Below are 12,095 nucleotides of genomic sequence, written 5' to 3'. Positions count from 1 at the left end.
ATCCCGGTTGACTCCCTGAGCCGGGATGCGGGTGGCAACATGGGGCTATGTTCGACCTTCGGAGAAAGGCCCGTCTCAAGTTTCAACGTGCCATGTCCGAGGTGGTCGCCGAGTCCGACCGGCGGTCCCGCGAACTCGTCGAGAACCAGCACGACCAGACCCTGGCCGAGCTGAGCGCGACCAACCAGGAACTGGCCCGGGTGCTGTCCGAGCTGTCCGACGCCCGCATGGAGATCTCCGACGTCCAGCAGCGGCTCGGCGAACTCGAGCAGCAGGCCCGCCGCGACATCACCCAGGCGCTGGACGTGCGGGCCACGAAGGAGGCCGCGGGGTTCGTGCTCGAGCACATGCCGAAGGCGCCCGTGTTCTGGAACCCGCAGGACACGTTGCGGTACGGGCTGTCGCGGGTGGAGGTCGAGGGGCTGGCGCTCGAGTTCGGGGTGGCGTCGGGCACGACGCTCCGGATCATCGTCGAACAGTTGAAGGACGCCGAGCACGAGGTGTTCGGGTTCGACGTGTTCTCCGGTCTGCCGCAGACGTGGCGCACCGGGTTCCCGGCCGGGGAGTTCGCGCAGGAGAAACTACCCAAGGTGCGCGGCGCGGAGTTGGTGCCCGGACTGTTCGAGGACACGCTGTCGGGCTTCCTCGAGAAGCATCCCGGACCGGTGTCGTTCGTGCACCTCGACGCCGACCTGTACTCGTCGACGAAGTCGGTGCTCGACCGGCTCGAACAACGGCTCGTCGCGGGCACGGTGATCGTGTTCGACGAGTTCTTCAACTTCCCCGGCTGGCAGGAGCACGAGTACCGGGCGTGGACGGAGTTCGTCGACCGCACCGACGTCGGATTCGAGTACCTCAGCTACACCGCCAACCACGAGCAGGTGGTCGTGCGGATCACCGCACCAGTTTCACCGCCTGGGTGACGTTGAACGTCGCGCGGTCGTCGATCCGCAGCCCGGACCGGGCGAGCGCGGCGAACGCCTCGGTGTCCTCGAAGTGGTACGGCGGCAGCGTCCACACCTCGTTGGACGTGTGCCGGATGATGCGCTCGCTGTCGCGTTCGTAGTCGGTGAAGAACCAGACCACGGAGCAGGAGTCGAGCGCGCCGGCGAGGTCCGGGACGGCGAGTTCGTCGTCCCACAGCGACCCCCGGCTCGCGGCGGTGGTCCCGAGCCCGATGTCGCGGGTCCCGTCGAACGCCTCCGGCCGCACGTCCTTGACGAGCCGCAGCGACGTGGGGTTCCACGCCGGTTTGTCGAACAGCACGCAGTCACCGGGCCGGAGGTGCTGCCCGGCGAAGACGTTGACGGTGCTGAAGTCCATACCGCTGGGTTTCGCCCACTGTTCGCGCTGGGCGACGTAGCCCGGCGACGCGGCGACCGCGAGCACGGCCAGCACCGCGGCGGACTGCCACCATTTCCGGGTCAGCGCGGCCAGGCACAGCCCGCCGATCAGGGCCACCGCCGGCGTCGTGAACGTGAAGTACCGCGGAAGGTACACCGGGCTGCGCAGCAGCGAGTAGGCGAGCAGCAGCGCCATCGGCACCGCGACCCACGGCAGCGCGACGGACAGCGCCGGCGGCAGCCGGTGACCGCGCACCAGGGCCACCGCCCCGGCCACCACGAGCACGGCGAACAGCACGGCGAACCACGGTGCGCCGACGAACCACTGGTACTCGGCCACGGCCCGCGGCAGGTTGCGGTCGAGCGGCGGGATCCACGCCACCTGGACGGCTTCCCGGCGCACCAGCGCCACGAACGGCGCCGCGACCACCATCCCCACCGCCGTCGCCGACCCCCATCCGAGCCAGGACCGCCGGGCCGCACGCAGCAGCAGGAGCGTCAGCAGGTTCGCGGGCACCAGCGTGAGGAGGTAGACGAACAGCACGATCGACACCGCCAGGCCCGCGGCGTACAACGCCCACAGCCACCACCGCCGGAGTCTCAGTGCCGCAAGGAGAATCACGGTCAGCCAGACCGCGGCCGCCGCCGTGGCCGCGTATCCGCGGGCCTCCGCGGCCGCCCACGTGACGCTGGGCAGGACCACGAACAGGAGCCCGGACAGCACCGCCACCCGCCGGGTCGAGATCAGCGCACCGAGCACCACCACACCCGCGCCCGCGGCGCCCACGGCCAGGGCGCTCGGGAACCGCGCCGAGAACTCCGAGGCCCCGAACACCGCGAACCAATAGCGCATCGCGACGTAATACAGACCGTGCACGGCATCGATGTGGCCGAGCAGATTCGACAGGTCCGGCCGGGACCGCTGACTCGAATACAGCGTCGCGACCTCGTCGTACCAGAACGACGGACGCCAACTCCACGCCGCACCGAGCAGCACACCGACAGCGAAGACGAGCAGCGAATCCCGGGACAGCCCACGCACATCGCGGGCCGGCGACGGTCCGGGCAACGTCACTGACCGTACAGGCGAGCCCAGTTCTCCCGGCTGGTGAGCTGCGGCAACGCATCCCGGTACTGACGCTGCGTCGACGCCGCATCCTCGCGGAACCGCTTCATCAGCTTCGCGGTCCGGGCCGTGAGTTCGCGCGCGGTCTCCTTGTCGCGGCGGCGCACCCGCACCCCGGACTGGGACGCGTCGGTGATGACGGCGGTGTCGAACAGCGACACGTGCCACCAGTGCGCCTCGGCCACAGGAATACTCGCGACACCGTGCTGGGTGCGGCCGAGCCACTGGTACGCCGCACGCTTGGCGAGGACGAGGTCGATCTTGCTCTTGTCCGGCTCGAAACCCGCATACCGGGTGACGAGGTCGGAGTTGCGGACATCGGGGATGTTCGTCGCGGGATGCTTGACGGTTTCGGGGAACCGCTTGCGCTCCTCCCGGATCGCCGCCAGCACGGCCTGACCGCCGTCCTCGAGCACCTTCGGCCCCTCGAGGAAGTCCTCGATACCGCGGATCATGGTGTACGCCAACCCGTACTGCATCGACACGAGGTACTGGGTGATCTCCCGCGTCATCATCTTGCTCAGCGACTTCGCGTCGAAGTCACTGTGCAGCGCGGCGGCGATCAGCGAGTTGCGGATGCTGAAGTACTTGGCCCAGTCGTCGCGGTCCTTCCAGTGGAAGTCCGCGTGCCACACACCGGCGTTGGGCAGCGTGACCGTGACGAATCCGGCCGCGCGGGCGCGAATGCCGTACTCGATGTCGTCCCACTGGAAGAACATCGGCAGCGGGAGCCCGATCTGCGCGACCACCTCGGCCGGGATCAGGCACGACCACCACGCGTTGTAGCCGGCGTCGACGCGCTTGTGCTGCTTCTTCTTCAGGAGGTTGATGTCGTGCCGCGACCCGGCCGCCCAGCGGCCCGCCTTCAGCTTCGACAGGTCCGCTTCCTCCGCGCTGACGTGCAGGTGCTCCGGGTTCATCAGGTACAGCATCTGCGCGCCGACGAGCGTCGGCTCGGTGGTGACGTTGGCGAACGCGTTCATCCGCAGGATCGACTCCGGCTCGCACAGGATGTCGTCGTCCATCAGGATCAGGTTGGCGTGCTCGTTGATGCCCGACACCTCGTACATGCCGCGGGTGAAGCCGCCGGCCCCGCCCAGGTTCGGCTGTCGCAGGTACACGAGTTTGTCGCCCAGGATCTCGGCGACCTCGGTGAACTTCTCCCGGTCCGAAACGTGGTCGCTGCCCTGGTCGACGACGTACACGGCGTCGATGCCGGACGCCATCGTCGGGTCGTTCGCGATGGCGGCGACGGTCTCGGCGCAGTCGTCGGCGCGGTTGAACGTGCAGATCGCGATCGCGGCGGGACGGATCACCGACGGCGCGGCGACGGTCCACTCCAGTTCACTCACGGCGAGGGCGCCGTCGACGGCGGTGAACTCCACCCACAGGGAGCCGCCGTCGAGGTAGGCGTCGAGCTTCGCGGACAGCGTCGCCGTGCCCGTGCCGTCGATCTCCGTCGTCGACAGGATGCGGGAGTTGCCGCCCGAATCGGAGCCGCGCAGCGCCACCACGGCGCGGCCGTCGGCCTCGTGGCGGAAACCGACGGTCACGTCGGTGACCGTCGTCCAGCGCTGGTAATAGCTGGCCGCGAACCGGCCGAAGTAGGTGTCGGTGTCGACCGTCGCACCCTTCTCGAGGTGCACGACGTGCCGCTCGCGGTGGGCACGTCCCTTGACGATCCTGGCGTACAGGTCGTCCTTCACCCGGGTGGTCGGTCCCGTGAACAGACCTCGCGCCACCACCAGGCGGTCGGGTGCGCGATGCTCGGTGAGAGCACTCCGGACCGCGGCCGTGCTCCCGTCCACAGGTGCTACCGACGCAGACTCGTTCATAGTGCTCCTACTGTTCCCCGCGAGAGGTGGGCTGGACCGCACCAACGCGACGGCACGATCCTCTTCTCGGTTCGCAGGGTATCAACCTCGCGGCGCGCTCCCCGACCATGCGAGGCGACCTCCGTCCCGGTGACGGGCCCGCAGCCGGAACAGTCCCACCCCCATCGCGAGCACATCGGCCCTGGATATGCGGGTTTCGTGGCCGTCGTGGTCGGCGCTCAGACGCACCGGCACCTCGACCGGGACGAGGCCTGCGCGCTCCGCGAGGTAGACGAGTTCGGTGGTGAACAGGAACCCGGGCTCGACGAGGTCGGGAACGAGGCGGCGGATCAGGTCACCGTCCATCAGGACCGTGCCCTGGGGGTCGCCGGTGCGCATCCCGAGGACCATCCGGCGCAGCGCCGCGAAACCCCACGTCAGGGTTCCCCGGAGGGCGCCGCGCCGAACCTGCGAGTCGGGGTGGGCCTTGGACCCGATCACGACTTCGGGCAGGCGGCCGTCGTGGCCCTCGGCGAACTTCTCGGCGCCGTCGAGGTCGTCGAACCCGAACGGCAGGTCGTCGGCGGTGAGCAGCACGTGCACGCCGCGACTCGCCTCCGCGCCCGTCCGCAATGCGTTGCCCATGCCCTTCTCGCTCCGCAGGACGGTGAGCGACACGGACCCGGGCACCCAGTCCGCGGCGAGGCGGGTGCAGATGTCCACGGTGCCGTCGGTGGAGCCGTTCTCGACGACGATGATCTCGACGTCGTGGCCTGCCAGCCGTTCGGCCACCCGGCGGACCGTCTGCTCGATGACGGCGGCGGAATTGTAGGCGGGCACGACCACGGAGAGCGCCTTCGGCGCACGTGCGCCTTTCTGGTCGTGGGAACAACCGAAAAGGCGCACGGGCGCAGCCTAACTCGTAGGCTCGGAGTCCGTGGCACCCTCCGCGTCCGTGTCCTCGACGTTCACCCGATCGATACGCGGCGTCCCGGAGTGGGCGGTGGCACTCGCGGTCGCGGTGGCTGCCGCGGCCGTCGCGACGGTTCCCCGGATCGTGTACGACCGCTTCTACTACGGCGGCGACATGCTGGAATCGTTCGTGCCGTCCTGGCACCGGATCGGCGGGGAACTGCTCGCCGGGCGGTGGCTCGCCGTCAATCCCGACGCCTGGATCGGTGGCAACTACGCGGGCGAGGCCGCCTACGGTCTCTACAACCCCGTCAACCTCGCCAACTACATGCTGGCCGCGAAGTTCGAGAACCTGTCGGTCGCGTCGTTCGTGATCATGGCCGAGTTCCTCGCGCTGTTCGCCCTCGGCACGTATCTGCTGTGCCGCGAATACGGCGCCCGCCGCGGTGCCGCGGTCCTCGCCGGGCTGACGATTCCGTTCAGCGGTTTCACCCTGTTCTACGAGGCGGCGGGCTGGCCGTCCGGGATGATGGCCGTCGCCTGGGTGACGCTGTTCTGGTGGTCGGCGCTCCGTCTCTCGCGCGGCCGCACGAACCCGCTGATCACGTTCCTGATCGGCGCGCTGACGGTGAGCATGGGCAACCCGTACGCCGCGCTCGGCGCCGTGGTGATTCTCCTCGGCCTCGGGATCGGCCTCCTGGTCCAGCGGGAGTTCTTCCGGTTACTCGTGCTCGTGATCACCGGCGCGTGCGCGGGCACCGCCGCGCTGGTGACGTACCTGCCGCTGTTCCTCAGCGTCGACGTCACCACCCGCGCAGGCAGCACCGGCATCTTCAACGACACGTTCCTGCAGCCGCAGATCGGCGGGCCCGCGGGAATGAGCAGCCCGTCGTATCTCCCCGTGATCATGACGTTCGGGGGTCCCGTCGAGGTGATCCCGTCGCTGTACCTCGCGTGGTTCGTGCTGCCGCTGCTGCCGTGGCTGCCGTGGGGCCGGATCCGCGCGCTGTTCGCGTCCCCGGGGTTCCGCCGCGCGCACGGGCGACCGCTCGTCAGCCTCGCGATCATCACGGTCGTCTACTTCCTCTTCACGTTCGGACCGTCGAACGTCGGAATGTTCCGCTGGCCGATCCGGCTGGTCGAATACCTCTACCTGTGCGTGGTGATCGGTCTGTCGCTCGCGCTGTCGCTCGCGCTGTCGCTGGGCCTTGCCCGTGACCGGGTGCGCCGGCGGGCGACGGCGTCGGCGGTGCTGATCGCATTGGGCTTCTATCTGGCGTTCGCGTCCTCCCCGGCCCTGACCGGCAGGCATGCGCTGTTCACGCTGCTCGTCGCGGCGCTGTGCGCGATCGCGTACGTCGCCTGGCGCACCCTGGGCCCGAGCGGTCTCGTCGCCGCTCTCGTCCTGGGAACGGTGGCGGTGACCGCCGCGCAGGTCTGGTCCCTCACCCACGACGTCGACCGCGGCAGCCGCGTCGACCCGTCCAGCACGTCGCTGCTGTCCGCGCAGACCGACCGCTACCAGGGCACCGTCCTGCAACTCGCCGACCTCGGCGACACCTCCCCCGAGGACGTCACCGCAGGCCGGATCCTGTTCGGCAACGAGATCATGGCGTCGTCCGCGGAGGGCAGCATCAACGCGTACACCGGCATCGGGTTCACCGAATTCCAGGAGGCCCTGTGCATGGACTACCGCGGCGCCGTCTGTCCCGGGGTGTACGGGGCACTCTGGCAGCCGGTGAACGCGGACATTCCGATTCCGCTGATCGACTACCTGCGGGTGTCGACGCTGGTGGTGGAGCACCGCCTCGTGCCCGAGGTGGAGACGGCACCGCCCCCACCCGGCTGGCACGTCACCGAACGCGGCGACTCCCGGACGGTACTGCAGCGCGACCGGCCGCTGCCCCTGCCCGGGCGGGTGTCGTTCGCGTCCGACGGCGTCCGGGTGCTCTCGTCCGACACCGAAGCGGCGACGGAGACCGTGCGGGTGACGGGCAGCGGCGGCACCGTCTCGTTCGCCCGCCTCGCGTGGCCCGGCTACTCGGCCACCGTGGACGGCGAGCCGGTGGACGCGACCGCGGGCTGGCACGGTCTGCTCGAGGTGTCGGTGCCGCCGGGTGACCACGAACTGGTGGTGACGTTCCGGCCGCCGCGGCAGAACCTGTCCGTCGCGGCGTTCGGCGCCGCGACGGTCGTGGTGCTGATCCTGTCCGTCGTCGACCCGGTGGTCCGCCGCCGGAAGCTCAGCGCGGCGACCACCCGGACGACGTGAGCGCCGACACCTCGGTGGAGCCGGACCCCGCGACCGCCGCGGACGACAACGCGTCGGCGATCAACTGGTGGCCGATCTGGTTCGGGTGGTCGCCGTCGTCGGCCAGCAGTCCGGTGGGATCGCCGTCGCCCCACGTTCCCTTGAACGTGCTGAACAGGTCGACGTACGTGGCGCCCTCCGAGCCCGCGACCTCCGAGATGACGTCGTTGGCGCGCAACGTCAGCGCGGCGCTGTCCCGCAGGAACTGCGGGCCGTACAACTCGCGGGCCACGTCGCCGTCCGGGAAGACGTCCCAGTACCCGGTGACCAGCACCGCGGTCGGCTGACCGGCCCGCAGTTCGGTGATGCGGTCGAGCACGGACGTCAACGTGGTCTGCAGTTGCGGCAGCACCGGCGCGAAGCAGCCGAGCCCGTCGTCGCCGCCGCAGTCGCCGTCCAGGTAGTCGTCGAGTTCGGTGTAGAAGTCGTTGGCGCCGATCGTGACGGTGACGAGATCGGCGGCACCCACGGCGTCGGCGTCGTATGCACCGGGTTCGAGGGAATCGAGCAGGTCGGTGCTGGTCCAGCCCCCGACACCGAGGTTCGCCACTTGGACGGGCAGGGCCGTGTCGCCGGACAGCTGATCGCCGAACAGTTCCACGAACGGCGTGCATCCGGGGCATCCGTCACCGGCCGGGATCGAATCGCCCAGGCCCACCAGGGTCGCGACCGCGGGCGACTCCGGCTGCGGCTGCGGTTGCGCCACCGGCGGTGCCGTCGACGTGGAGCAGCCGGCGAGGAGCGGAATCAGAACCGCTAAGGGAACACCGAGAATCCAGCGTCGCACGGGGCCTCCCCATCACGTCCTGCGCCTCGGAGGTAGCGCTCGTCACCGGTCCGCACGAATTCTACCGACGGTCGGTGCCGGACGCCGTTCCCCGCGGGACGGTCCGGACGTGCGCCCGCTCGCCTTGGGGACCGAACAGGCTGAGGATCTCCACCGGCTGCGGTCCGGGATTGCCGAACCAGTGCGGCACATGGGTGTCGAACTCCGCGACCTCCCCCGGCGTCAGGATCACGTCGTGTTCGCCGAGCAGCAGTCGCAGCCGGCCGGACAGGACGTACAGCCATTCGTAACCCTCGTGGACCTGCAGGTTCGGTACCGCGGTCGGGTCGCCCGGCGGGATCACGTGCTTGAACGCCTGGATCCCGCCGGGCCTGCGGGTGAGCGGGATGATCGTCGTGCCGTTGCGGTCGAGGGGCCGCAGGTGGACGCGGGGGTCGCCGGTGGCGGGTGCGTCGACCAGTTCGTCCAGGGGCAATTGGTGGGCGCGGGCCAGCAGCAGCATCAGTTCGAGGGTGGGTTTGCGCTGGCCGGCCTCCAGCCGCGACAGCGTGCTCACCGAGATCCCGGTGGACTCGGAGAGCTGGGCGAGGGTCGCGCCGCGCTGCTGCCGCAGTGCTTTGAGCCGCGGTCCCACGGCGTCGAGGACACCGTCCAGATCGGGTAGGTCGTCGTTCACACCACCCATGTTGCCACACTGGCAAACATTCTTGCCAGGATCGCGATCTGCCCGGACAGTGGACGTCACGAGGTCGACGAACGAAGGAGAACGCGATGGATGACAGTTACGACGTGGTGGTCGTCGGCGGCGGCGCGGCCGGACTCAGCGGGGCACTGACCCTGTCGCGGGCCCGCCGATCCGTGCTCGTGATCGACGCGGGCGAACCCCGCAACGCACCGGCCGGGCACATTCACAACTATCTGGGCCGAGAGGGCACCCCTCCCGGTGAACTCCTGGCCATCGGACGCAAGGAGGTCGCCGGATACGGCGGGGAGATCGTGACCGGCACCGTCACGTCCGCCGAGAAGGTCGGGGACGGGGAGTTCCGGGTGACGCTCGCCGACGGCCGGACCGTCGGGGCGCGGCGGCTGCTCGTGACCACCGGCCTCGTCGACGTCCTCCCCGACATCCCCGGGGTGGCCGAACGGTGGGGACGCGACGTCCTGCACTGTCCGTACTGCCACGGCTGGGAGGTCCGGGACCAGCCGGTGGGCGTCCTGGCCGGCAGTCCGCTGGCGGTGCACCAGGCGCTGATGTGGAGCCAGTGGACCGATCAGGTGACGTTGTTCCTGAACGACGCGAACGAGCCCACCGGCGAGGAGTACGAGCAACTCGCCGCCCGCGGCGTCGCCGTGATCGACGGCGCGGTGGCCGGACTCGAGGTGCGCGGCGACCGGCTGACCGGTGTCCGGCTGCGCACGGGCCGGGTCTTCCCCCTGGCCGCCGTCGTGGTCCCGCCGCTGTTCCGGGCCCGCGCCGACTTCCTCACGACCCTCGGCCTGGGCACCACCGAGATGGAGATGGCCGGACACGTGATCGGCACCGCCGTCGCCGCCGACGCGACCGGCGCCACCGCGGTTCGCGGGGTGTGGGTGGCCGGCAACGTCGCGGACCCGAAGGCGCAGGTCATCGTCGCCGCCGGAGCCGGACTGACCGCCGCCGCCACCCTCAACGCCGACCTCATCGCGGAAGACACCCGCCTGGCGGTCGCCGGAGCGCTCAGCCGGTAGCCGACACGGTCGCCTCGTGGACCACGCGGTGCGCGGGCAGGATCGACTCGCGCTCCGCGTCGGCGTCCCCCTCTCCGCCGACCAGCCCGACGTAATGCGCGAGCTGGGCGGCGAGGGGTTCGTCGCTGTAGCGGATGGTGGGGATCTCGATCACGGTCTGCTGCTTGTACCCGTCGGCGGGCAGGTCGTCGTCGATGTGCCGGTAGATGGTGATGTCGCGGCGCAGCAGGTCGATCTCGATCAGACGGTCCGGCTCCAGCAGCGACAGCTGCCGGACCTTCCGCTGACTCACCCGGCTCGCCGAGATGGTCGCCACCGCACCGGATTCGAAACGCAGCACCGCCTCCGCGCAGTCCTCGGCCTCGTTGCGCCGCGAACTGTCGTGGAAGTAACCGAATTCGGCCTTCACCCCGACCGGCGGCGATCCGACGAATCCGATCGCGAGGTCCACGTCGTGGATCAGCAGGTCCGTCGCGACGCCGGTGGGGATGCGGGACACGAACGGCGAGTGCCGGATTCCGTTGACCTGCCACACGTCACCGGCGAATTCGCGGGCCGTCCGGACCGCCGGGTTGAATCGCTCGAGCAGACCGCACATCAGCGGGACGCCCGTCGCGGCGGCGCGTTTCACCAGATCGGTGCTCTCCTCGTACGTTGCGGCAAGCGGCTTTTCGACGAGCAGCGGCTTCCCGAGGTCCAGGATGCGGCCCGCCACCTCGTAGTGTGCGGGGGTCGCCGCCGCGACGACGACGGCGTCGATGCCGTCCAGGTCGTCGAAATCCGCGGCCCACTCGGCACCGAACCGGGCGGCGACGTCCCGTCCGTGGTCTTCCCGCGGCTCCACCAGCAGCGCCAGGTCGCACAGCGGCGACTGCGCGAGAACGCGGGCATGCAGCGACCCCATCTTCCCGGATCCGACGAGCGCGATCCGCGGTCGCGTAGACGTCATCACGCCTCCATCGCCTCGCGCACCGCCGCGACGATCCGGTCGACGTCGTCGGTGGAGAGCGCGGCGTGAACGGGGATGCTGAGGCACCGGCGGGCCACCGACGTCGCGACCGGTGTCGGCGAGGCGATCACCCGGGGATGGTCGCGGTAGCAGTCGTAGTCGTAGACGGTCCTCGGGTAGTAGACGCCGCTGCCCACTCCCCGATCGCCCAGACGCTGCGCGAGGGTGTCGCGGTCGATCGGCGCATCCGGCGCGAGGATCACGGTGAACTGGTGCCACACGTGCCCGCGGCCCGCGAGTTCCGAAGGCAGCACGAGACCTTCGACGTCCTTCAACCCCGTCTGCAGCGCCTCCGCGTTGCGCCGGCGCGATTCCACCTGCTGCAGATACGAACCCAGTTGCGGCAACCCGAGACTGGCCTGCAGATCCGTCATCCGGAAGTTCTGGCCCGCCATCTCGTACTCGTAGCGCCGACGCATGCCCTGATTCCGCAGCACCCGCAACCGGTCGGCCACCGCGTCGTCGTCTGTCGTGACCATTCCGCCTTCGGCGGTGGTGAGATTCTTGGTGGCGTAGAACGAGAAGCAGCCGAGCCCGAAACTGCCCGCGCCCCTGCCGTCGAACGTGGCGCCGTGCGCCTGCGCGGCGTCCTCGACCACGGCCAGTCCCCCGGACTCGGCCAGCGGCATCAGCGCACCCATGTCCGCGGTCTGCCCGTACAGATGCACCGGCATCAGCACCCGGGTGCGGTCGTTCACGCAGTGCTCCGCCACGTCGGGGTCGATCGCGAAGTCGGCCTCCCCGATGTCGGCGAACCGTGCCGTCGCGCCGGCGTCGAGAATCGCGTTGAGCGTGGCCACGAACGTGAACGGGGTGGTGAGTACCTCGTCCCCGGGCTGCAGGTCCAGCACCCGCAGGGCCGCGATCAGCGCGGTGGTGCCGCTGTTGACGGCCACCGCGTGCCGGGTGCCGACGAGTTCGGCGAACCCCTCCTCGAACCTCGCGACCTTCGGTCCCTGCGCGACCATCCCGGATCGCAGGGTGTCGAGGACCTCGCGCTCGACATCCTCTCCGAAGGAAATACTCGAGATGGCGATCACGGTTCCTCCGATAGATTGACGTGCA

Annotated in this window: 10 protein-coding genes; 3 read left to right on the top strand and 7 right to left on the bottom strand. The window is 69.9% G+C overall.

Annotated features, from left to right (window positions below; translation table 11 throughout):
• The first annotated feature begins 47 nt into the window (after positions 1-47).
• Positions 48-923 (top strand): class I SAM-dependent methyltransferase, encoded by an 876-nt coding sequence (locus CJ179_RS21610; RefSeq protein ID WP_072938437.1) that lies wholly within the window; start codon positions 48-50, stop codon positions 921-923.
• On the opposite strand, the gene CJ179_RS21605 is transcribed toward CJ179_RS21610, so the two are convergent.
• The 3 genes from CJ179_RS21605 to CJ179_RS21595 all read right to left on the bottom strand — a co-directional run bounded on the left by CJ179_RS21605 (position 895) and on the right by CJ179_RS21595 (position 5,189).
• Positions 895-2,418, bottom strand: a complete 1,524-nt coding sequence (locus tag CJ179_RS21605) for a glycosyltransferase family 39 protein (RefSeq protein WP_095862859.1) — start codon at positions 2,416-2,418, stop codon at positions 895-897. The genes CJ179_RS21610 and CJ179_RS21605 overlap by 29 nt on opposite strands.
• Positions 2,415-4,304, bottom strand: coding sequence for a glycosyltransferase (locus CJ179_RS21600; RefSeq protein ID WP_095862858.1), 1,890 nt, complete (start codon positions 4,302-4,304; stop codon positions 2,415-2,417). Before CJ179_RS21600 ends, CJ179_RS21605 begins: the two co-directional genes overlap by 4 nt.
• Positions 4,305-4,385: 81 nt before the next feature.
• Positions 4,386-5,189 (bottom strand): glycosyltransferase, encoded by an 804-nt coding sequence (locus CJ179_RS21595; protein WP_095862857.1) that lies wholly within the window; start codon positions 5,187-5,189, stop codon positions 4,386-4,388.
• Between the two features lie 49 nt (positions 5,190-5,238).
• On the opposite strand from CJ179_RS21595, the gene CJ179_RS21590 reads away from it, so the two are divergent.
• Positions 5,239-7,467, top strand: a complete 2,229-nt coding sequence (locus CJ179_RS21590) for a hypothetical protein (RefSeq protein WP_179377654.1) — start codon at positions 5,239-5,241, stop codon at positions 7,465-7,467.
• Here CJ179_RS21590 and CJ179_RS21585 read toward each other — a convergent pair.
• Both CJ179_RS21585 and CJ179_RS21580 read right to left on the bottom strand, forming a co-directional pair.
• Complete coding sequence (locus CJ179_RS21585) at positions 7,439-8,293, bottom strand: SGNH/GDSL hydrolase family protein (RefSeq protein WP_095862856.1); 855 nt, start codon at positions 8,291-8,293, stop codon at positions 7,439-7,441. The genes CJ179_RS21590 and CJ179_RS21585 overlap by 29 nt on opposite strands.
• Before the next feature lie 61 nt (positions 8,294-8,354).
• Positions 8,355-8,978 (bottom strand): helix-turn-helix domain-containing protein, encoded by a 624-nt coding sequence (locus CJ179_RS21580; protein WP_072938491.1) that lies wholly within the window; start codon positions 8,976-8,978, stop codon positions 8,355-8,357.
• 86 nt (positions 8,979-9,064) lie between these two features.
• Between CJ179_RS21580 and CJ179_RS21575 the strand changes: the two genes are divergently transcribed.
• A complete protein-coding gene (locus CJ179_RS21575; RefSeq protein WP_095862855.1) occupies positions 9,065-10,021 on the top strand; it encodes an NAD(P)/FAD-dependent oxidoreductase in 957 nt (318 codons plus the stop codon).
• On the opposite strand, the gene CJ179_RS21570 is transcribed toward CJ179_RS21575, so the two are convergent.
• Together CJ179_RS21570 and CJ179_RS21565 are read right to left on the bottom strand one after the other, a co-directional pair.
• Positions 10,011-10,970, bottom strand: a complete 960-nt coding sequence (locus CJ179_RS21570; RefSeq protein WP_095862854.1) for a Gfo/Idh/MocA family protein — start codon at positions 10,968-10,970, stop codon at positions 10,011-10,013. The two genes, CJ179_RS21575 and CJ179_RS21570, sit on opposite strands and share 11 nt — an antisense overlap.
• Complete coding sequence (locus tag CJ179_RS21565) at positions 10,970-12,070, bottom strand: DegT/DnrJ/EryC1/StrS aminotransferase family protein (RefSeq protein ID WP_095862853.1); 1,101 nt, start codon at positions 12,068-12,070, stop codon at positions 10,970-10,972. Before CJ179_RS21565 ends, CJ179_RS21570 begins: the two co-directional genes overlap by 1 nt.
• Between the last annotated feature and the right edge of the window lie 25 nt (positions 12,071-12,095).

Source organism: Rhodococcus sp. ACS1 (genome assembly GCF_002300155.1).
GTDB classification, from domain to species: domain Bacteria; phylum Actinomycetota; class Actinomycetes; order Mycobacteriales; family Mycobacteriaceae; genus Rhodococcus_F; species Rhodococcus_F koreensis.
Note: the sequence above shows the minus strand (reverse complement) of the source record. Positions and strands in the feature narration are given on the sequence as shown.